Genomic DNA, 20,868 nt, shown 5'->3' with positions numbered 1-20,868 from the left:
GTTAATCTATGCGGCGGGCAATGCGTGAATACACGACCAGAGCCAGTCCGAAGATGATGAGAACGATGACCGATGTCGCTGCTGCGCGCGGCCATTCAAGCTGGATAACCGCCTGATCATAAATCTCGGTTGCGAGCATGAAGACGCGACCACCGCCAAGCAATTTCGGTGTGATGAAAGAGCTGATAGCCAGCACAAAGCACAGCAGACAACCCAGTGCCACCCCGGGCAAAGTCAGCGGAAAGATCACACGGCGAAAACGGGTGAAACTATTGGCTCCGAGTGAAGCTGCCGCTTCTTCCAATGTCACATTCAAACGGCCAAAACCGGCAATCAAGGACAGCGCCATATACGGGATAAGGATTTCCACCATACCGATGAAAACGCCAAGTGTATTATTGACCAGACGAAATGGTTCTGAAATTAGGCCGGAGCTCATCAGCATACCATTGATAAGGCCCTGATCCCCGAGCAGCACCATCCAGCCGTAGGTTCGCACCACGCTGCTCACCAGCAGCGGAGAAACAGTGATAACAAACAATAAGTTACGCCATACCGGTGATACGCGATGCAAAAACAGGGCAATCGGATAAGCACAGATCAGCGTCATCACCGTGATTAAAGTGCTGATCCACAGAGAGTTGAAAATCAGCTCCCAGTTGAAACTGTCGGTGAAGAAATTGAGATAATTCTCCAGCGTATAATTGTCGGTCAAAACCCCGCCACTGCGGCTTTCCAGAAAGGAAATCTGCGCAAGATTGGCTACCGGCACAATGAATGCGATCAGATTAATCAAAGCCATCGGCAGTAAAAGCCCGACGGCAATCAGAGGAAACCAGCCACGCTTCGGCTTCGCAAGGCTATGGGATGCAGAGGCAAGTGCAGTCATTGCTTACCTCCGAAAACCAGCATGTCTTCCGGTTTCCACTCGCACAGAAGCTTATCGCCCAGCTGGAAACCATGGCCGCCACTGGTAGTCGGCACTTCGACCTTCAGGTAACCGCCATTAATCTCGATTTCATATTGAACGATGTCGCCGATATAGGTGATCCGCGCGACCTTGCCACGAGCGCTGTTGGTGGTCACACTTATCAAAGACTGGTCACGGTTAGGCGTCAGACTGATGCGATGCGGACGGATAGCAATCTGCCCCTCACCGGAAGCAGCACCATGGGTATTACAGCGATAGACATTGTCTCCCAGACGGCAGGTATTCTCTGCAATAATCTGGCAAATATGCACATTGGCGCGCCCGACAAATTCCGCAACAAACAATGAAGACGGACGCTCATAAATTTCTTCCGGCGTGCCGAGCTGTGCCAGTTTACCATTATGCATCACACCAACCACATCACACATAGTCAGAGCTTCGACCTGATCATGGGTCACAAAAACTGTTGTGATATTCATGCGTTGCTGGATTTCGCGGATTTCAATGCGCATATCATCACGCAATTTCGCATCAAGATTTGAGAGTGGTTCATCAAGCAGCAGGATGCGTGGCCGGATGACCAAAGCGCGGGCAAGTGCCACACGTTGTTGCTGGCCGCCGGACATATCTTTCGGCTTGCGTGGTCCGTAGCCGGGCAAGCGCACCATCTCCAGCGCCTCTTCAACCCGTGCCTGCGCTTCATGTTTTGGCACACGGCGCATATCCAGACCAAAAGCCACATTCTCAGCCACTGTCATATGCGGGAACAGCGCATAGTTCTGGAACACCAGTCCAATGTCGCGCTGATGCGGCGGTTTGCGTGAGATATCCTCGCCATTGATATAAATATTGCCGTCCGTAATCGGCAACAATCCGGCGATCATCCGCAATGTTGTAGTTTTACCGCAACCGGAAGGCCCGAGCAGTCCGAGAAGTTTGCCTTTGGGTAAATCGAGATGAAGATCATCCACGGCCTTATAATTGACGCCATAGAGTTTTGAGACGGCTTTGAGTTGCAGAAATGTATTATCTGTCGTCATGTCAGAACCCGAATTATTCTGTGCCGTTCCGCCTGATAAAGATCAGGCAGAGCAGTTTTGCAGTCATAAAGATGGAAAACAGAGAGAGCTGAAAATCAGCGGCCTGCCGGTATGATCTGACGGCGCCACGGATCCAGAATCTTGCCGCGAATATCACCGATCGTCATCCAGTCCACAGGGATAAGCTTGTCACGCTGTTCAGGATTCATCATCGGGATGCGGGCACGTGTGGCCTCATCGACTTCAGCCTTGGAACTGGTGGGGGCGTAGAACATCATCTTGGCAAAACGTGCCTGTGCCTCAGGGCTGAGTGCATAATTGATGAAAGTTTTAGTCGCGTCCTGATTTTTACCATTCGCTATCGCGCTGATCACATTGATCTGGGTCGCGGTACCCTCAGAAGGGCCAACTGAGCGTAATTTACCGCCGGTCTGGTCATAATAGAACTGTGCACGGGCATTATAGCCAATCGACACATTCGCAGTACCATTGGCGACCAGTGTATAGGCATCCGGTTTTGGCTCCCATGTCTGTACCAATGGCGCCAGCTCAATGAGTTTTGCCACAGCAGGTTTGATTGTCTTTACATAATCATTCTCACCGGCCAGCCGGTTGGTAATAATCGTCAATAAAATCGCCTGAATATCGCCACCGCCCTGCGCGGCGATAATGACTTTACCATTCTGTTTTTTATCCCACAGCGCTTCCCAGCTGGTTGGACCTTGCGGAAAAGCATCATGATTATAGATCAGTGACAATGTATCGAATGTAATCGGAATGGCTTTACCGCCAAGCTCCCTGCCGATATCTGTCAGATCGGCGTAATTGCTCAGAGTAGCAGTATCAAGGTCTTCGACAAGACCCTCATCACTGGCGATTTTAGCAACGGAAAGATCATAAATAACCGCATCAGTTTGCGGCGAAGATTTTTGTGCCCGCATATTACCAAGTGATGTCGCAGCATTCTGAACACCGTAATACGTCACTTTAATATCAGGAAATTCTTTCTGGAAAGGCTCGATAACGGCCTGAATATAATTATCCTGAAATGCACCGCGATACCCCATAACAGTAATATCTGCAGCCATTGCCGGTAGCGCCACGCCCGTCAGAGCGGTAGCAGCAGCTAAAACCAATATACGGGATGCCTGATGTTGAGATTGCTTCATGTTCTTCCCCTTTGTTTTTTCAAAGGTGCAAAACATCAGGCGCATCGTCCAACGACTTATTCTTACCGGCTGTTCGATTTTCGTTTATGCGCAGCGACAAGTATGCCTGCTGCGAACAACAATAATGATTTATACAAATGCACTAACGGCGGATAATCTTTCACTCATGAACCGGATAAAATGATCCGAGACAGTCGATTTAACCGGCATCCGCTGGCGTATCAGCCAGATATTAAAAGTAATATCCGGCTCAAACGGTTTGACAATAAGTTCACCCTCTTTGCAGCCCGCTGCGCTGATCGGATCAACCACAGAAACACCTGCCCCCAAAGCGACAAACGAACAAGCTGTTTCTGACTGACCGGTTTCAATTTGCATTTTGCGCGACACCTGCAAATCATCGAAGATCTTATCAATCAGCATACGTGACTGATCTTGCGGCCCCAGAGAGACAAAGGGCTCTCCGGCAAGGTCTTGCGCTTGTACCACCTGCCTTTCAGACAAAGGATGTCCGACAGGCAGAATACAAACCGCTTTTAATGTTTGCAGCGGAATACTCTCAATTTCATCTCTGTCACCCGGGATAAAACTAACCGCAAAATCCAATTGATGACTGGCTACGGCATCAATCAGACTACGCGAACGCATGCTCTGCAGGTGAAAAACGACATTCGACCGCTCAGAAGCGTAATCCGCAACAATTTTTGGCAAAACACGCCGCGCGATTGCAGGAAACGCACCAATGGTTAAAGCACCCCATTTTTGCTCTCTTAGTGCCGCGGCTACGCGCACAACCCGATTTACGCCGGTAAACATAGCTTCGACTTCAACCAGCAGTGCCTCAGCCTCTCTGGTATGGTGAAGACGCTTGCCTTTGCGTTCAAAAAGCGGAAATCCGCAATAGAGTTCCAGCTGATTAATGAGCTGGCTGACCGCAGGTTGTGAAATGCAAAGCAGCTCCGCTGCACGACTGACACTTCCCATCGACATTACGGCTTTAAAAGCCTCAAGCTGCCTAATATACATTTTACGCCCGCATATAATATTTTCTTATGTTTAATCAAGAAAATAGTATTATTAATTATATAAAAATGTCTATAGGTTTTTTTAAAAGCATTTCACTGCACTCAAAATTTCATATGAGGGTCAGCGACAATGTACAAAATTAAAAGGGGAAATTTCTATGCTCGCCAAATCATGTTTCAAGCTTTCACTTGCAACAATTCTTTCCTGCCTGACATTGAGCGCGGTCGCCCAAGCCGACCAGCTTGATGAAGTCAAAGCCCGAGGCAAGCTGATTGTCGGCATTAAAAATGACTACGTCCCTTTCGGATTTCTGACCAAAGGTGATGAGCTCAAAGGCTTTGAAATCGACCTTGCAAAATACGTAGCAGGCAAAATTGTCGGCTCTGAAACTGAAATCGAACTTGTTCCTGTCGTCGCGTCCAATCGTATTGAATTGCTCAATGCAGGTCGCATTGACCTCATTTTGGCGACCCTCGGTGTGAATGCAGAACGTGCAAAAGTCATCGACTTCACCGAAGAATATTACAATATGGCAGGCATTGTACTGCTCGCCCCAAAAGATACCACAATAACCAAGTGGGAAGATGTACGCGGCCAGAAACTCTGCGGCATGCAGGGCAATCTTTATAACCGCACGCTCACAGGCACTTATGGCGCTGAGACCGTTCTGCTCACCGGTACCGCCGATATGTTCAAAGCGTTCCAGAATGGTCGTTGCAGCGCTGTCGCTTTTGACGGCCCTATTCTTCAGCAAAAATTGTCTGATCCTGAATGGGGCGAAAAGTATAAAATCGCGCTTGATACCTTCAACTATATCCCGATTGCAGGTGGTGTGCGTAAAGGCGAGCCACGCTTTCTTGAAGAAGTGAACAAGGCCATTCTCTCGGCCGAAGCTTCCGGCCTGCTGGTCAACGCTGAAAAAGCCTACAATATGGGAACCAGCGAATATGTGACCAAGCGTGCAGCAGACGCCAAAGCTGCCGGCCACTAAAAACACAGCAATGCCGGTTATCCATTGCGAGCGCAGACCAGCGACTTTCGATAATAACCGGCACATTACCGGACATAAAACATGATATTCGGTCTCGATTTTGAATGGCTTGCAGACCCGCTCTATCAGAGCTGGTTGCTGGAAGGCTTAAAAACGACCCTCGCAATCACCGGCGTTGGCACAATACTGATGCTGTTAATCGGTATTGCCGGTGCAGCTATTATCCATTTCAACATCCCTGTCGCCAAATCTTTGACGATTATTATGATTGATCTGTTCAGAAACACACCGCCACTGGTGCAGTTGTTTTTTCTGTATTTCATGCTGTCTGATTTAGGCCTGACCTATACGGATGCGGCAACGGGTGAGCGGGTGCCGTTACTTTCCGGCTTTGCCTGCGTCGTCATTTCGCTGGCTTTGTATAATGGTTCAATCGCGATTGAGATCATCCGTTCCGGCATTAATTCCGTACCAAGACAAACGGTCGAAGGCGGACAAAGCATGGGCTACAGCCGTTTGCAGATTTTCCGGTTTATTGAACTGCCTATTGCTTTGCGTATGACTATTCCGAACATGACCAGCAACGTCGTCAGCCTGATTAAAACATCGGCACAGGCTGCCCTTGTCGCCGTCACCGACATTATGTTTTTTGCCACCCAAATTACTCTGGAAACATTTCTCAATCTCGAAGTGATGATTGTGCTGTGGCTGATCTATCTGATCATTACCACGCTGGTTGTTCTGCTCGCGAAACAAATCGCAAAAGCTTTCGCAATTCCGGGGTTTGGTGCAGGAGCGATGCAATGAACAGAGACATAACTTCAGCTGTTCTTGGGTTCTTCGGCGTCATCGCTACTTTGCTGGCAATCCTCTTTGTCACCTACGGGCAAGATAGTACTGCCGCCATTAAAGTGCTGCTCGACCGTTCATCACAATTGCTCACCGGCAGCTCAGGCTTTTCAGGACTTGGTGGCGGATTTTCAGCCAATATCATTATCAGCATATGCTCGATGGTGATTGCACTGGTAGCCGGATTTTTTCTTGGTGGCGCCATGGTCTCGCCGAATAAAATCATCCGAACCATAGCCGTCCTGATCATGAACTTATTGCGCTCTTCGCCATGGCTGGTTGTGCTTTATGCCATGCTCTATTTGCTGCCATTCCGTATGACTATTTTGGGCACCAGCATCTTTGTATCGCCGTTTCTCAAAGCCGTTATCGGCCTGTCTTTACCGGTTACTGCTTATATTGCGGAAGGTTTCCGCAACGGCATTCGCGCTGTACCGGATGGGCAATGGGAATCCGCACGTGCGCTCGGTTATCGCCGCGGACAGATTTTACGCTCCATCATATTGCCTCAGGCATTGCCTATGATGCTGCCCAATCTCATGACCACCTATGCAATGCTGTTTATCGGCACCAGCCTTGTGGTGGTTACCGGCACATCAGATGTTCTTTCCATCGGCAAAACAGTCATTGCCAGCGATGGCGATGAATATGCGACGGCAATTTATCTCTACATTCTCCTGCTGTTTTTTCTTTTCGCCTATCCGTTGGCGACCTGGACGCGTGCCCTTGAGCGCCGCCTGATTAAAGGCAAATGACATGACCAAATCATTCCCACCCATTATCGAAGTCGCCGATATCTACAAAAACTATGGCTCCGTTGCAGTGCTCAAAGGCATTTCAATGAATATCCGGCAGGGAGAGGTTGCCTGCATCATCGGTCCTTCCGGCTCAGGCAAGTCTACCTTACTACGCTGCCTGAACGGCCTTGTGCCGATTGACCGCGGCAGTATTCGTGTCAGCGATTTTCAGGTTGAACAGCTACGTTCAGAAAAGCAGCTGGTGCCTCTTCGCCATAAAGTTTCGATGGTCTTTCAGCAATATAACCTGTTTCCGCATAAGACTGTGCTGCAGAATATTATGATGGCACCCGTTCAGGTGCTGAAACACAACCCGCAGGACGTGCGTGAGCGCGCAATCAAACTGCTCGCCAAAGTGCAGTTATCAGGCAAAGAAAATGCTTATCCGGGAGAGCTTTCCGGCGGGCAGCAACAGCGTGTGGCGATTGCGCGTGCGCTGGCAATGCAGCCTGAAATTATTCTGTTCGACGAAGTGACCGCCGCGCTTGATCCGGAAATGGTGCAGGAAGTGCTGAATGTTATCCGTGATCTTGCCGGAGAAGGCATGACCTGTGTGCTGGTCACGCATGAAATGCGTTTCGCGCAGGAGGTTGCCGATCAGGTCTTTTTCACGGATGGCGGCATCATGGTTGAACACGGCGATCCTGAGAAGTTTTTCGGCAATCCAAGCGACCCACGGCTCAAATCATTCTTATCCAAAGTTCTCTGATTTATTCTCGGGAGGAATATATGCAGACCTACAAAATTCTGGTGCCGGATGCGCATCTGCGGGATCTTGCTATTGAAAGTGCCGTTTCCGGCGATCAGTTTGAATATCTGATTTATGACGAGACTGATCCGTCGGCTATACCGGAACAGCAGTGGCGGGAATGTGACGGGATTCTGGTCTGGCATCGTATGCGCATTGCCCCGCAAACAGTTGCTCTGCTGGACAATTGTAAACTCATCGTCCGCGTTGGCGTGGGCTTTGACAATGTTGATGTTGATGCCTGCCGCAAAGCCGGTATTGCCGTATCGAATGTACCAAATTACGGTACAACTGAAGTGGCAGATCATGCCATAGCCATGATGCTTTATCTGACACGCGGCCTTGGCACCTATGAAAAACGCCTCAAAGCTGATCCGGTTAAAGGTTTTGTTGCGGAAGGGGCACCTGTTGTGCGCCGTCTTCGCGGCCTGACATTCGGCGCCATCGGACTTGGCCGTATCGGTACTGCGGTTGCGCGACGTGCCGCAGCTTTTGATATGAAAATCACCTATTACGACCCCTATCTGCCTGAAGGGCATGAACTGGGCATCGGCTTTGAGCGCAAACAGACACTGGAAGAGTTACTTGCAGTCTCCGACATTGTGAGCCTGCATGTGCCGCTCTCGTCTGAAACCCGTGCGATGATCAATGACGCTTTGCTGGCACAGTTTCGTGACAATAGTATTTTCATCAATATTGCACGTGGCGGTCTGGTCGATATTGATGCGCTGTACCGCGCATTACAGAGCGGAAAACTGGCGGCTGCCGGACTGGATGTTTTGCCGGTTGAACCACCATCCCCTTCTCCCGCTTTGCTTGAAGCATGGCGCAATGAAGAAGACTGGCTCGCAGGACGCTTCATTGTTTCACCCCATGCGGCTTTTTATTCTGAAGCCGGCTATGTGGATATGCGCACATTCTCAGCGGAAATCATGCTGGATTTTCTCCTGCGCAACAAAATCCGTAACAATGTGAATCCCGGCTGGGAACAAAACAGCCACTGAAATTCAGTGCGTGAAGGAGTATGCCACGATGGCATTTCAAAAATTAAACGCCCCGTTTCTTAAACTATCCGCTGCCGTTCTTGATGAATGGCGCGCCATTCCTCCCGCTGTTGCTTCAGACTGCCTGAACCGCACTCAAGCGATGAGTGCTGTCATCAAACCTGTTTCAACCGGCATCACGCTGTGCGGGCAGGCACGCACCGTAACGGCAATGGCCGGTGATTGCGGCAGTATCTGTGAATTGATTGGTGAAGCACAGGCCGGAGAAATCATTGTCGTTGATGCGGGCGGCGTTGATGATACCGCCGTATGGGGCGGTATCATGACCGCAGAGGCAGCCCATCGAAAATTAGGCGGCGCAGTTGTTTTCGGTGCCATCCGTGATGTCGAAGAAGTGCGCCAGCTACAATTCAACATGTTTTGCAAGGCCGTTGTTCCCCGTGGTCCTCATCATGGTTTTGGCGGCATCATTGACGGCGCTATTTCTATGGCCGGCGCCGTTGTGCGTCCCGGAGATATTGTACTTGGCAATGATGATGGCGTGGTGATCGTGCCTTTAGAGCGGGCAGAGGAAACGCTCGCAGCGGCTCAGGCGCATATCGCCAAAGAAAAGGCATGGCTCGATGGCATACGCAGCGGGCAAACCATTCAACAAATGTTCAACATGCAAACTTCAGCGCATAAATAACCGGCATTGAAATTACCCAAATGACCAAAGTAAATATAATTGATGCACAGCAAGCCGCTCATGCACTGCCGTATGGCGCTCTCATTGACGCGCTTGCCAAAGGTTTTTCTACAGGCTGCGTTTGTCCGGAGCGCCACCACCACACGATTGAAAATCGCGAGGCACCGGACTCCACATTATTGCTGATGCCTGCATGGGATAACGCTGAGGAAAACAACCGTTATCTGGGCATCAAACTTGTTACAGTATGCCCCGGCAACGCGACCCATAACCTGCCGGGACTTACCTCAACTTATATTCTGTGCAATGCCGATACCGGCGAGCAGCTGGCATTCATTGACGGCAATACCATCACGGCCAGACGTACGGTTGCCACGTCAGCCTTAGGCGCACGGTTCCTCTCCCGTGAAAATTCAAGAAAATTATTGCTGATCGGTTCCGGTAAAGTTGCAAGCCTCATACCTGATGCCTACAGAGCTATCCGTCCGATTGAGGAAGTTGCCGTATGGGATATCAACAGTGCTTCTTCTGAACAATTGGTGCGTGTCCTTAATGACAACGGCTATAAAGCTCATGTTGTTAATGACCTTGAGCGTGAAGCAGGGACTGCAGACATCATCAGTGCTGCCACGCTCGCCTCAGATCCGATTATTCACGGCGAATGGCTATCTGAAGGCACACATGTTGATCTGATCGGAGGTTTCACGCCCTTGATGCGTGAGGCTGATGATATGGTCATGCAGCGGGGTGTTATCTATATCGATACGCCCGAGGCGCTCAAAGAAGCTGGCGACCTGACCCAACCTTTGCGTAATGGGACGATTAATCAGACGCATATTGTTGGCATGTTGCAAAATTTATGCCGGAAAGAATGTGAAGGCAGAACATCTGATAAGCAAATTACCGTTTTCAAAGCTGTCGGATCGGCACTTGCGGATCTTGTTGCTGCACGTTTGGCCTATAGTCAAATGTAGTATTTCGATAAAACAGCGTTTTTATACCAAGGCGGTTTAAGATGCTGACGCATCACGCCTTGAAAAAGTTCAATCGCCACTCGGGCTTAACCAAAACCCTATGAGTCATACTCATAGGGTTTTGGTATTAAATTTCATTTTAAAAGCGCTCATTCCGCAGTAATTTTACTTCACCAATATCTTTATTGAGAAAGATAATTGATAAAGAGCTGAAACAGTTCCGTCTGACTGGTGATTGACAGACGTTTATAAATATTTGAACGATGTAATTTGGCGGTTCCCTCGGTGATACCCAGAATATTTGCAATTGAGACATTGCTATGTCCACGCAAAATCATACGTGCAACATTACGCTGTGTGCTGGTCAGCTGATCGGTAAATATACTCAGAAATAAAGTTTCAATATCATTATCTTCAGAAACAATCGGGACAAAACCTGCCGGTTTCATCTGTTTCCAGTGCGCTTGAATTGTTGCCTCTATTAATGGTTTAACAGCCTCCAGTTGCAATAGCTCACTATCACGAAAAGCGGACTTTCCCTGATTGCGCATCAGAGAATAAGTCGCCTTCACCCCCTCTTCCAATGGCACTACAAAGCCGATCTCTTCTATCAGCACTCCCGCCTCGGATGAGACGCAGGGATGAATATCGTGCGATATGACAAATTCGGAACTAAAGAAACTATCCGGCGCCAGTTCATCCATCCGCCAGAGACCCACCTCATGATCGCTGATACAGGCAACGTAGAACGGATCAAGCAAATAACCCCCGCGCATGTAGGAACTCAGTGCTTTGCGGGAAACGGTTGTACTATAACCGTCATGGATCAGTTGCGGCTCGCCGTTAAAGCGGAAAGCAAAAATACAACTCATATCAAAATCAACAATACCCGCAATCAGGCGATTAAGCTGCTTGCCAAAATGACTGTCGCCAAAGGTATGAATGATGGCTGCAATGTCAGCAACATCCTGTTTGTTCATCACAGCTCCCCCACTGCTTCTGAATTTGTCAGCAATTCCGTCCGCATATAACTTTTAGTATATCGACGGCAAAAGCTATTGCATTTAGCCTCTTTCCTCAATGCATCAGCCCATAAAAAACAACGGGAACGTTAAAAACAAGGGGCAGCAGTGATCGTTTTCATACGAAAAATTAAAGGCAAATCGCATGATTTTGTCTGACGGGAGAGTGTATCTATGACAGGACGATTAGCCGGTAAAACGGCACTGATTACCGGAGGGGCTGGCGGGTGCGGACTAGCCGCCTCGCATCTCTTTGCACGCGAAGGTGCAAAGGTCGGAATACTCGACCTGCCTTCCAGCGATGGCACCAAAGTCGCAGAAGAAATTAACAGCAATGGTGGCATCGCATATTTTATGCCCTGTGATGTCTCCGATAGCCCACAGGTGCATAATGCAGTTCAGGCTGTCACGAATGAGCTTGGCACAATTACAGTTCTGATGAACCATGCGGGCATTCTTTCTGTCGGGCCGTTTCTTGAAACGAGTGAAACAGAATGGGATCGCATCATGGCGGTCAATGTAAAAAGTATGTTCCTCGTGACCAAAGCCGTTTTGCCCGGCATGATTGCGGCAGGTCAAGGCAGCATCGTCTCAACCTCCTCTATCTCCGGCGTGGTCGGCACACCTATGGAAGTGCTTTATTGCACCAGCAAAGGTGCCTGCCATATGTTTGCGCGCGCTATTGCTGTTGAATTTCGTGACCGGAATATCCGCTCCAATGCAATATGTCCCGGTTTTATCGCCACAGCGCACGGACAGCGCGAGATCAGAGATTTAAGTAAATTCGGCGTTGATGTTTCTGAGGATGCCATCAAATCGGCTCAAGGCCGCCTCTGCTCACCAGAAGAAGTCGCTTCTGCGGCTCTGTTTCTCGCCAGTGATGATGCCAGTTTTGTTAACGGCACGCATTTATTCACCGATAACGCCTACACAGCCATATAACAATAATCGAAAAATAAGCTTCCGTGTACCGGCATAAAAAACAACGGCCGGAAGCAAAAAATGGGAACTCAGGCATGCCAAACACCAAACACGCGATGAATCCGCCGGTACAATTTTCTGAAGGCGGTCACTGGAGAAACTGGGTTGGAAACCAGTCCTGCATCACACGTTATAGCGGTGCACCCACCAGCGACGATCAGCTTTCCGAGATGGTTCGCTCAGCCACTTCAGAAGGGTTGAATGTACGATGTGCAGGCTCCGGCCACTCCTTTACCCCTGTTGTCGGCACCAGCGGTCTTTTGCTCTCGCTCGCTCAGATGAAGGGCATCAAAAACATTGACCGCGATAAAAAGCGGGTCACGGCAGCGGCGGGCACCACAATTAATGAGTTGGGAAAAACCCTGAAAGAAAACGGCCTTTCCATGGTCAATCAGGGGGATATTGACAGTCAGGCATTGGCTGGTGCTTTGACCACCGGAACCCATGGCACAGGTGCCATGCTCGGCAATCTTGCTTCTTCCATCGTTGGCATGAAAATGGTGCAACCAGATGGCTCTATTTTAAATGTAGATGAAACTACACCCGATCTGCTGCACGCTTCCCGCGTTTCCATTGGCACGCTCGGGGTTATTTCAGAGATAACTCTGCAACTTATGGACAGCTATAATCTGCACGAAAAATTGTGGCGTGAAGATTTTGATGCATGCATGGAAATGCATGACGATTTGGCTGCTAAACACCGTCATTTCAGCTTTTTCTGGTGTCCGACTGAACGCAGCCGTCATTGCTACTGTCTGCCTGATACCGCTGCAACTTCCAAATCAGGCCGCACAACAGATGTCTGTGAAATGAAAATCATGGATATTACTGACGACACCCCAATGGAAAGCGAATTTGAGAAAATCGCCTATAGTTCGGAAATCTATCCAATTGAATATGTTCCGAACTTCCATGAGTTGGAATATGCCGTACCAGTTGCCTATGCCAAAGAAGCAGTGAGAGAAGTCCGCCGCCTTATGCTGGAAAAGCACCCTGATGCGATCTACCCGATTGAATATCGCTTCACGGCCGGTGACGGCGCATGGATGAGTCCATTTTTTGAACAGGACAGCGTTACCATTTCGGTTTCCGGTGAGCCGGGCAAGGACTATTGGCAATATTTACGTGATGTAGATGCGATCTTACGGTGCTACAAATCGCGTCCACATTGGGGGAAGCTGCACTTTCTCAACGGGGATGATGTGACAGCACTTTATCCGAAAGCTGAAGAATTCCGTGCTTTGCGACGTAAGCTCGATCCTGAAGGCTATTTCCTCAACGATCATCTGACGCAATTATTTAAGTAGTTCAAAGAAGTTTCAGGAGACTGGAAACTCTATTACTTGAAACCTCATAAAACAAAACTGACCAATCAATGATAACCATAAGCGGGAACGAAAAATGGCACATATTGGTACAATCGTTATTTATATTATTATGGCGTGTGCAATTGCCGGAGCCATCGCCTCCATTCGTGATAATGAAAAAGGATTGGGGAAAGAATTTATTGAAGGTCTGCATAGTATCGGCCCCATTTTTATTCCCGTTGCAGGCATCATGGCCTCTATTCCGTTTCTCTCGTCTTTTATCGGCACAATGGTTGGGCCATTGTTTAATGCGCTCGGAGCAGATCCGGCACTCGCAGCAACGACGATTATCGCAGCTGATATGGGCGGGTATCAACTGGCAAAAGCATTGGCGCAGTCACCGGACGGCTGGATAATGGCCACCGTTACCGGTTTTATGGCTGGCGCAACCATAATTTTCTCTATTCCGGTCGGCCTCGCCATGCTGGAAAAGAATGATCATAAATATATGGCACTGGGCATTATGTCCGGCATATTGAGTATACCAGTTGGTGTGTTTATAGCCGCCGTCAGCATTATGATATTTGATGTCAGCATTCGTCCCGATGTGGCAGCCACAGGCGATGCTGTGCAACAAACAACATTGTCCTTAACTCTTATTTTGCAGAATATGTCGCCACTCATCATCTTCTGTCTGGCAATCGCCGCAGGGTTGAAGTTCTTTCCTAATCAGATGATTACCGGGTTTTTGTGGTTCGGACGTATTATGTATGCGGCCATCACTTTGGTGCTCGTCTTTTCAATTGTTGAATATTTCACATCCATATTCACCACACTTTTCGGCACATGGTCTTTCGCGCCAATTATTGCCGATGAGGAAGACCAGTTTCGCGCATTGGAAATTGCCGGCTATATCGGCATCATGCTTAGCGGCGCTTTTCCGATGGTCTACCTGATTAATAAATTTTTGGCTGTGCCAATGGAAAAAATTGGCAACAGGATTGGCCTCTCACCAGCCGGAGCCGCCGGTTTACTTGCTGCTTCAGCGAATATTCTGGCGATGTTCAGGCTGATACGGGACATGCGCCCAAAAGACAAAGTTCTGGTCATTGCTTTTGCTGTATGTGCTGCTTTTATGTTTGGAGACCATTTGGCTTTTGCTGCCAATTTTCAACCAAGCATCATTCTTCCATTATTGCTTGGTAAAGTTGGCGGCGGGATTTTCGGTTTCATCATTGCATTATGGCTGTCTGTACCGAAAGCGGAGGAGCTGGCAAAAAACTCAATGGAGGGCTCTTTGCAAACCAAAAGCGTTTATGCAGTATGAAGAAATGAAGTCTTGGGGGCAGCGATATTGTGCATAGTCGCTGCTCTTTCAATCACAAACACTCGAACCAATCCCAAAATTCAGTGCTAGTTGATGTTAGCGATTATAAATAAACATATCGAACGCAATCACGTTTTTCATACACAAATGTAATCTGCGACAACCTGAATTCGATGCCGGATTGAGACGTCATGACAGGGATTTCTTATACAAAATTTCCCGCTGTTAAACTTGAGTTATTTTGTATAGTATTATTTCAGTTCCTGAATCGCATAACAGAACGCACGATGACCATTCGATCTACAGACAGCCCTGAAGAGTTGGTGTCCGTTTATTTGCGGCATCTAAAATATCTGCGCGATATATTGAAAAAGCGCACCAGTTCTCATGAGCTTGCAGAGGACGCTTTGCAGGAAACTTGGTTACGTTTGTCGAAGATCGAAACGCGCTCTTATGAAGTGCGCGATCACCGTGCTTTTCTTTTGCGGATTGCCAATAATATTGCGATTGATCTGCTGCGTAAAGAACAGCGTCATCATAAAGTATGCCTGAGTGACGAAGCAATCCTGAACGCCGTCGCCGATACGGCACCAAGCCCCGAGACCTATGCAATTGACCGCGACCAGTTGCGACAGCTAGTTTATGCACTCTTGCAATTGCCGCCAAAACCCAGAGCCGCCCTGTTATTAGCGCGGTGTGATTTGCTTACCCATCATGAAATTGCCCTGCGATTAGATGTGTCTGAGAGCATGGTTGCCCGTTATCTGGCACAGGCTTTACGTCATTGCCGCGATCATTTCCGCACGATCAGCTGAACAGCATGATTAAGAACAGTCAAAATTATGCCGATATCAGCCTGAGTGATGAAGCAATCGACCGGATTGTACATTTAAGCTCTGGCCGCGCGACAGAACACGATTATGCGCAGTTTACTAACTGGCGCCGTCAAAGTCCTCAACACGAAATGGCGGCACGAGAGGCTGAAGTACTTTGGCAAGGCATAGGTACTGCCGGAAAGAGCATTCGCAAATCTGCTAAACAGCGCCATATCACAAGGCGGACCGTTTTGGGTCTCGCCGCTTTTGTGACAGGCGGAGTGGCCCTGCACCAGACAGGTTTTCTCGGAGCCCGCTTCAATGCCGATTACACAACCGGCACCGGTGAACAACGGAGCATTATGCTCGCTGACGGCTCGACCGTCTTGCTTAATGCCGGTAGCGCCCTTTCCGTTCATATAACAGATAAAGACCGCAGGCTCACCCTACATGAAGGGCAAGCCTTGTTCACCGTTACAAAAGACAGAACACGGCCATTTATTGTGGAAGCACAAAATGGCCAGACCCGCGCATTAGGCACTGTATTTGATATTGATATCAGACCGCATCTGGTTGCAGTCACAGTCATTGAAGGAACCGTCGGCGTTGCGCCTGATGTGACACTGCATCCCGAAAATAGCAATATGGTCGTCGTACAGGCTAATTCCCGCATTCACTATCAGGAGAACGGCTTCGTTTCCGCATTGGAAGATGTGAATTCCGATATGGAAACAGCGTGGCGCAGAGGTAAACTGATTTTCAATGCCAAACCGCTTGGCGATGTGGTTGCAGAACTTGAGCGCTATCGTTCAGGCACAATCATAATTGCCAACCGAAGATTGCATGCATTGCAAGTCACCGGCGTATTCGACCTGACACAACCGGAAGAAATTCTGCAGGCCATTGAAAGCACCTTGCAGGTGACTGTTACGAGGCTGCCCTTCGTCACAATATTACGCTGAAAACAAGTTTTCTATATTTATGATAAAAATATCCAGTTTTATGATTTTTACAGTGCAAGATCATCCTCTTCGTTTCGTCTTTGAATTATGAGCCCGAAAAATCCGCCTTTTGCGGAGACCGGAATTGATAATATTGGCAAGGCGGACAAATTTATGCAGGGTACAAGAAAAGCGAAACAGCTCTCATTATCTCAAAAATCAAAGAAAACAGGACTGCTGGCTTCTGTCGCCCTGATCGCCGTTTTGCAATCCGGTTTCGGCAACATGGCCATGGCACAGACGGCTACGCCTCAGACCATCAATTTCAATATCCGCTCGCAAAATCTTGGCTCTGCTCTGACCGCTTTTGCAGACCGTGCCGGTCTTAAATTGCTGATGCAATCCAACCTAGTCTCCGGCAAGCGCAGCCCTGCTTTACAAGGTACCTTGACCAGAGAACAGGCACTCGGCCAATTGTTGTCAGGTTCAGGACTAAACTACTCGATACAGGGCAGCACGCTCACAATCCGTGAGCCAGCCAACAATGTCAGTGCAGCCGGTACACCGGAAGGTGGCATTATTCTCAACACAATCACCATTAGCAATGGCGGCGCTATTGCAGCGGCTGAGGCACCCTATCATACGGTAGCGCCAACAGCATATATCTCAGAACAAACCATCGAGCGTTTCAGAGGCGCCAGCCCGGCTGATATTTTCCGCGGCACGCCGGGCGTCATGTCCGGTGAAGCACGCAATGGTGCGGGCGCTGTGGATGTGAATATCCGTGGTATGCAGGGTATGGGGCGTGTTGCCACGACCATTGATGGCGCAGAAAATGCCATTAATGTCTATCAAGGCTATCAGGGTATTTCGAACCGCACCTTCGTTGATCCGGACTTTCTCGGCGGTATTGATATTCAGAAAGGCTCTGATGCGGCATCCAGCGGCATTGCCGGTACCGTTGCTATGCGCACCCTTGAGGCAGGTGATATTGTCAAGGAAGGCAACCGCTTTGGTCTGCGTTTGAAAGGCGGCTTCGGCACCAATTCCAGCAAGCCAGAAGAAGGTGATGTTGCTGGCTACAAAATTGAAAACAAAGGATATCCTCTCCCTCAGCAGCCAGAAATTGACTATGTCAACCACTCCAAAGTTTCCGCCTCTGATAACACGATGAACCGTCCGGCTTTTCTGAAGCCGACCAATGGTTCCGGCAGCATTGTTGCAGCCATGCAAGATGAAAGCATCGAACTGCTGGCAGGCTATGCTTATCGTAAGCGAGGCAATTATCACGCCGGTAAAAACGGACCTGCAGCTGACATTGAAAATCGCGGCGGCATGATAGCGTGTCTAAATTATTGTAATGTTCCGTCCAATTACCAATGGTTTCCGAACTTCATTGAGAACACCGGCATTGCCAATTATCGACCGGGTGAGCAGGTTCTCAACACTCAGCTGGAAACAGAATCCCTGCTGCTAAAAGGCAAGGTGATGTTTGGCGACGGGCATAGCATTCAGCTTGGTTATACCGGCTTTGAAAGTAAGGCAGGAACCTTTAAGGCCAATGCTTTGAATTCGCTGGCACTACAAGCCGTACAACAACGTCTGACAACCGATGTGGAAGCACACACCGGAACTTTTAAATATCGCTGGGATCCAGCCGATAATGATCTGATTAATCTGAAAGCAAATCTCTGGGGCACGAAACTCAAGCAACGCAATGCAGCCGATTGGTTGGCGGACGGTGCCCCTAAGGATTTTAAATCCGGACCGAATTTGTGGACATGGGGTGCCGATATCAGCAACCGCTCACAGTTTAGCACCGCATATGGTGATATTGATATGACCTATGGTGCATCCTACAAAAAGGAAGAAACCAAGCCGTCCGAAGCGACAAGGAAATGGGATACATTTCTTGATTTGCGTGATGGAACCCGCGAAGAAGCTGCGGCCTATGTCAAAACAGCTTACAAACCGGTTGATTGGCTAACGGTCAATGGCGGCATGCGCTACACGCATATGTGGTCACGCGATCGTAGCCGTACGAAAATGGTTCACCCAGATATGGTCTACGGAAAAGCACGCCTTACACAAGATGGCTTTAGCCCGTCATTGGGTGTGACCATTGAGCCGTTTGACGGCATGCAGTTCTATACCAATTATTCCAGCACTCTGCGTGCGCCAAGCATCATGGAAGCGGTTTCGGCCTTCAACATGACGGTGAATGAAGACACCAAAGCTGAGCGTGCAAACAATTGGGAAATAGGCGCTAACTTCATTGAGACGGATTTGATCGCAGATACTGATCAGGCTATGCTCAAGCTTGGATATTTCAACTGGGATATCAAAGATTATATCGCCCGCGAGTTTCACAAATATGCGAACTCTCAGAATGTACGCATTTTCAATATTTACCGTGCCCGTTTCTCCGGTCTTGAGCTCTCTGCCAATTATGAGCTTGGCGGCTTTGAGGCAACATTGGCGGCCAACTATTATCTGAATGTCGAGTTCTGCCGAACAGCGGAAACTTGCGAGAATAAATCACTCTACGCAGATTATGCCACCAATCAGGTGCCGCCAAAATATGGCATCGACCTGACCCTGACGCAGAAACTTCTTGAAGATGCGCTCACCATCGGAAGCCGCATTTCCTATACTTCATCACGCGCGAGCGGTCATGGTGATGTTACAGGACAAGGCATGTCGCAGTTTATCACCATGATCAATTGGCAGCCTTACATGCTGGTTGATGTATTTGCTGAATATAAAATCAATGACAATTACACTGCCAGTTTTCGTGTGGAGAACCTGACAGACAGGTTCTATGTTGATCCGTTGAGCCTTGCACAGCAACCGGGACCGGGACGCACATTCTATGCATCTCTGACAGCTAATTTTTAAAATTGGCATTGGATAGCGGATGCAATGTAAACTATTCTATCGATAATGTTTGATATCGAACTAGATTTCTAAGACCGGCAGGAGACAAAGCCAGTGACAGGCTCCTGCTGGTTAGCATGGTCGTTTTCGAAGAGAACTTCCCAAGCTAACAAAAATTTGTTTTCACCTCACCTAGAACTGAGGCTCTATGAAACTTGGACTTGCCCTACAAAAGTGGAGAGCTTCTGTTAGTGTTATCTGACAAGAGATCAGAGATTGAAGCAGCGTACATTTACAAAAGAATTCGAACGGGAAGCGGTCCATATTTTAACCACGAGCGGTCGCAGCATATTTTGGGTTGCTACGGATTTGGGGATTGGAAAGTCTACACTTGACCGGTGGCGGCGCGAATTTGCTGAACAGGATTTGCTTTTTGGTCCACATGAAGATCTTAATCTCGACCTTGCCCGATTGCATAAAGAAAATGAATTGTTGCGGCAGGAGCGTGAGCTATTAAAAAAGCGGCGGCCTTCTTCTCTCGAGTTGAGGCGGATAAGAAAAACAGTCCAGTGAACTGTTTTCCCGCCGAACAGTCGATGAAATTTGCTTTCATTGATGCGCAGAAGGCCACCATGTCTCTATCACGCCTGTGTGCTTTTACAGACGTCAGTCTGAGTGGTTATTATATTTGGAAACATCGTGCTCCCAGTCGTCATCAGCTTGATGATATGATTATTCTGGCTCACATCCGTAATCACTTTGCCTTGTCGCGTGAAACCTATGGTAGTCCACGCATGCATATTGAATTGTGTGAAGAAGGGATTGTGGTCGGGCGGCATAGAACAGCCCGTCTGATGTGCGAAAACGGCTTGAAAGCAAGGCAAAAGACGCTTTCAAGCGCACAACAGACAGTAATCATCGTGAACCTGTCGCCCCAAATCTTCTGGATCAGGATTTCTCGTGTGAAGCACCAAATCAGAAATGGGGCATTGATATCAGTTATATATGGACGACAGAAGGCTGGCTTTATCTGGCCATTGTTGTTGACATTTATTCACGCCGAATTATCGGCTGGGAAGCACGTAACCGGATGAAACAAGATTTGGCAATCAGTGCATTGCAAAAAGCCATTGCAATCCGACAGCCCAAGCCTGGCCTCATTCAACATTCAGACAGAAGAAGCCAATACGCTGCTCCGGGAGTTTTTCTTGATTGAGCAGAACTATTAGATTTGCGGATGTTTTTGAGAATTTGTTTGGTTGCGGGGGCAGGATTTGAACCTGCGGCCTTCAGGTTATGAGCCTGACGAGCTACCGGGCTGCTCCACCCCGCGCCAAGCAATGAGCTTTTTGCTCTTTGCTTTTTACACTGAAGATCATTA

18 protein-coding genes, 1 tRNA gene and 1 pseudogene are annotated in these 20,868 nt (G+C 48.6%); 14 read left to right on the top strand and 6 right to left on the bottom strand.

The genetic code is table 11. The features are described from left to right. Position 1: 1 nt before the first annotated feature. The 4 genes from QUF18_RS19195 to QUF18_RS19180 form a co-directional block, all read right to left on the bottom strand. Positions 2 to 889 carry an ABC transporter permease gene (locus QUF18_RS19195; protein WP_289388866.1) on the bottom strand — a complete coding sequence of 296 codons (888 nt, stop codon included), beginning with the start codon at positions 887 to 889 and terminating at the stop codon, positions 2 to 4. Beyond that, positions 886 to 1,971: an ABC transporter ATP-binding protein gene (locus QUF18_RS19190; RefSeq protein ID WP_289388865.1), complete on the bottom strand. Its 1,086-nt coding sequence runs from the start codon at positions 1,969 to 1,971 to the stop codon at positions 886 to 888. The genes QUF18_RS19195 and QUF18_RS19190 overlap by 4 nt, the downstream gene beginning before the upstream one ends. Before the next feature lie 95 nt (positions 1,972 to 2,066). After that, positions 2,067 to 3,140: an extracellular solute-binding protein gene (locus QUF18_RS19185; RefSeq protein WP_289388864.1), complete on the bottom strand. Its 1,074-nt coding sequence runs from the start codon at positions 3,138 to 3,140 to the stop codon at positions 2,067 to 2,069. A gap of 129 nt (positions 3,141 to 3,269) precedes the next feature. Continuing rightward, positions 3,270 to 4,166 carry a LysR substrate-binding domain-containing protein gene (locus tag QUF18_RS19180; RefSeq protein WP_289388863.1) on the bottom strand — a complete coding sequence of 299 codons (897 nt, stop codon included), beginning with the start codon at positions 4,164 to 4,166 and terminating at the stop codon, positions 3,270 to 3,272. 157 nt (positions 4,167 to 4,323) lie between these two features. Between QUF18_RS19180 and QUF18_RS19175 the strand changes: the two genes are divergently transcribed. The 7 genes from QUF18_RS19175 to lhpI all read left to right on the top strand — a co-directional run bounded on the left by QUF18_RS19175 (position 4,324) and on the right by lhpI (position 10,217). Next, the gene (locus QUF18_RS19175) at positions 4,324 to 5,157 is read left to right on the top strand and encodes a transporter substrate-binding domain-containing protein (protein WP_289388862.1); all 834 of its coding nucleotides are present in this window, start codon (positions 4,324 to 4,326) and stop codon (positions 5,155 to 5,157) included. An 81-nt stretch (positions 5,158 to 5,238) separates the two neighbouring features. Continuing rightward, positions 5,239 to 5,964, top strand: a complete 726-nt coding sequence (locus QUF18_RS19170; protein WP_289388861.1) for an amino acid ABC transporter permease — start codon at positions 5,239 to 5,241, stop codon at positions 5,962 to 5,964. Then, positions 5,961 to 6,761, top strand: a complete 801-nt coding sequence (locus QUF18_RS19165; RefSeq protein ID WP_289388860.1) for an ABC transporter permease subunit — start codon at positions 5,961 to 5,963, stop codon at positions 6,759 to 6,761. The genes QUF18_RS19170 and QUF18_RS19165 overlap by 4 nt, the downstream gene beginning before the upstream one ends. 1 nt (position 6,762) lies before the next feature. After that, on the top strand, positions 6,763 to 7,512 hold the full coding sequence (locus QUF18_RS19160; protein WP_289388859.1) for an amino acid ABC transporter ATP-binding protein: 750 nt from the start codon (positions 6,763 to 6,765) through the stop codon (positions 7,510 to 7,512). A 20-nt stretch (positions 7,513 to 7,532) separates the two neighbouring features. Further along, on the top strand, positions 7,533 to 8,555 hold the full coding sequence (locus QUF18_RS19155) for a C-terminal binding protein (RefSeq protein WP_289388858.1): 1,023 nt from the start codon (positions 7,533 to 7,535) through the stop codon (positions 8,553 to 8,555). Positions 8,556 to 8,583: 28 nt separating this feature from the next. Next, positions 8,584 to 9,243: an RraA family protein gene (locus tag QUF18_RS19150; RefSeq protein ID WP_289388856.1), complete on the top strand. Its 660-nt coding sequence runs from the start codon at positions 8,584 to 8,586 to the stop codon at positions 9,241 to 9,243. 20 nt (positions 9,244 to 9,263) lie between these two features. After that, positions 9,264 to 10,217, top strand: coding sequence for a bifunctional Delta(1)-pyrroline-2-carboxylate/Delta(1)-piperideine-2-carboxylate reductase (gene lhpI / locus QUF18_RS19145; RefSeq protein ID WP_289388855.1), 954 nt, complete (start codon positions 9,264 to 9,266; stop codon positions 10,215 to 10,217). 182 nt (positions 10,218 to 10,399) lie between these two features. Here lhpI and QUF18_RS19140 read toward each other — a convergent pair whose 3' ends face one another. Then, on the bottom strand, positions 10,400 to 11,197 hold the full coding sequence (locus QUF18_RS19140; protein WP_289388853.1) for a LuxR C-terminal-related transcriptional regulator: 798 nt from the start codon (positions 11,195 to 11,197) through the stop codon (positions 10,400 to 10,402). Positions 11,198 to 11,413: 216 nt separating this feature from the next. Between QUF18_RS19140 and QUF18_RS19135 the strand changes: the two genes are divergently transcribed. The 7 genes and pseudogenes from QUF18_RS19135 to QUF18_RS19105 all read left to right on the top strand — a co-directional run. Further along, positions 11,414 to 12,181 (top strand): SDR family NAD(P)-dependent oxidoreductase, encoded by a 768-nt coding sequence (locus tag QUF18_RS19135; protein ID WP_289388851.1) that lies wholly within the window; start codon positions 11,414 to 11,416, stop codon positions 12,179 to 12,181. Positions 12,182 to 12,255: 74 nt separating this feature from the next. After that, positions 12,256 to 13,527, top strand: a complete 1,272-nt coding sequence (locus QUF18_RS19130; protein ID WP_289388849.1) for a D-arabinono-1,4-lactone oxidase — start codon at positions 12,256 to 12,258, stop codon at positions 13,525 to 13,527. A 94-nt stretch (positions 13,528 to 13,621) separates the two neighbouring features. Then, complete coding sequence (gene eutH / locus QUF18_RS19125) at positions 13,622 to 14,854, top strand: ethanolamine utilization protein EutH (RefSeq protein WP_289388848.1); 1,233 nt, start codon at positions 13,622 to 13,624, stop codon at positions 14,852 to 14,854. A 287-nt stretch (positions 14,855 to 15,141) separates the two neighbouring features. Beyond that, positions 15,142 to 15,669, top strand: a complete 528-nt coding sequence (locus QUF18_RS19120) for an RNA polymerase sigma factor (protein ID WP_289388846.1) — start codon at positions 15,142 to 15,144, stop codon at positions 15,667 to 15,669. Between the two features lie 5 nt (positions 15,670 to 15,674). Beyond that, entirely contained in the window at positions 15,675 to 16,631 is a 957-nt protein-coding gene (locus QUF18_RS19115) for a FecR family protein (protein WP_289388845.1), read from the top strand. A gap of 153 nt (positions 16,632 to 16,784) precedes the next feature. Then, positions 16,785 to 19,508: a TonB-dependent receptor gene (locus QUF18_RS19110; RefSeq protein ID WP_289388844.1), complete on the top strand. Its 2,724-nt coding sequence runs from the start codon at positions 16,785 to 16,787 to the stop codon at positions 19,506 to 19,508. A 237-nt stretch (positions 19,509 to 19,745) separates the two neighbouring features. After that, positions 19,746 to 20,682: pseudogene (locus QUF18_RS19105) on the top strand (IS3 family transposase); the annotation flags it as partial. A 61-nt stretch (positions 20,683 to 20,743) separates the two neighbouring features. Here the strand turns inward: QUF18_RS19105 and QUF18_RS19100 are convergent. Next, positions 20,744 to 20,820, bottom strand: a tRNA-Met gene (locus QUF18_RS19100). Positions 20,821 to 20,868: the final 48 nt, after the last annotated feature.

Source organism: Pseudochrobactrum kiredjianiae (genome assembly GCF_030362795.1).
GTDB lineage: Bacteria > Pseudomonadota > Alphaproteobacteria > Rhizobiales > Rhizobiaceae > Pseudochrobactrum > Pseudochrobactrum kiredjianiae.
Note: the sequence above shows the minus strand (reverse complement) of the source record. Positions and strands in the feature narration are given on the sequence as shown.

Excerpts from the sequence above, each read along its gene's own strand:
- QUF18_RS19190 (WP_289388865.1), bottom strand. The coding sequence starts at position 1,971 with ATGACGACAGATAATACATTTCTGCAACTCAAAGCCGTCTCAAAACTC.
- QUF18_RS19120 (WP_289388846.1), top strand. The coding sequence starts at position 15,142 with ATGACCATTCGATCTACAGACAGCCCTGAAGAGTTGGTGTCCGTTTAT.
- QUF18_RS19135 (WP_289388851.1), top strand. The coding sequence starts at position 11,414 with ATGACAGGACGATTAGCCGGTAAAACGGCACTGATTACCGGAGGGGCT.
- QUF18_RS19180 (WP_289388863.1), bottom strand. The coding sequence starts at position 4,166 with ATGTATATTAGGCAGCTTGAGGCTTTTAAAGCCGTAATGTCGATGGGA.
- QUF18_RS19155 (WP_289388858.1), top strand. The coding sequence starts at position 7,533 with ATGCAGACCTACAAAATTCTGGTGCCGGATGCGCATCTGCGGGATCTT.
- QUF18_RS19140 (WP_289388853.1), bottom strand. The coding sequence starts at position 11,197 with ATGAACAAACAGGATGTTGCTGACATTGCAGCCATCATTCATACCTTT.
- QUF18_RS19160 (WP_289388859.1), top strand. The coding sequence starts at position 6,763 with ATGACCAAATCATTCCCACCCATTATCGAAGTCGCCGATATCTACAAA.
- lhpI (WP_289388855.1), top strand. The coding sequence starts at position 9,264 with ATGACCAAAGTAAATATAATTGATGCACAGCAAGCCGCTCATGCACTG.
- QUF18_RS19165 (WP_289388860.1), top strand. The coding sequence starts at position 5,961 with ATGAACAGAGACATAACTTCAGCTGTTCTTGGGTTCTTCGGCGTCATC.
- QUF18_RS19195 (WP_289388866.1), bottom strand. The coding sequence starts at position 889 with ATGACTGCACTTGCCTCTGCATCCCATAGCCTTGCGAAGCCGAAGCGT.
- QUF18_RS19150 (WP_289388856.1), top strand. The coding sequence starts at position 8,584 with ATGGCATTTCAAAAATTAAACGCCCCGTTTCTTAAACTATCCGCTGCC.
- QUF18_RS19110 (WP_289388844.1), top strand. The coding sequence starts at position 16,785 with ATGCAGGGTACAAGAAAAGCGAAACAGCTCTCATTATCTCAAAAATCA.
- QUF18_RS19175 (WP_289388862.1), top strand. The coding sequence starts at position 4,324 with ATGCTCGCCAAATCATGTTTCAAGCTTTCACTTGCAACAATTCTTTCC.
- QUF18_RS19185 (WP_289388864.1), bottom strand. The coding sequence starts at position 3,140 with ATGAAGCAATCTCAACATCAGGCATCCCGTATATTGGTTTTAGCTGCT.
- QUF18_RS19130 (WP_289388849.1), top strand. The coding sequence starts at position 12,256 with ATGCCAAACACCAAACACGCGATGAATCCGCCGGTACAATTTTCTGAA.
- eutH (WP_289388848.1), top strand. The coding sequence starts at position 13,622 with ATGGCACATATTGGTACAATCGTTATTTATATTATTATGGCGTGTGCA.
- QUF18_RS19115 (WP_289388845.1), top strand. The coding sequence starts at position 15,675 with ATGATTAAGAACAGTCAAAATTATGCCGATATCAGCCTGAGTGATGAA.
- QUF18_RS19170 (WP_289388861.1), top strand. The coding sequence starts at position 5,239 with ATGATATTCGGTCTCGATTTTGAATGGCTTGCAGACCCGCTCTATCAG.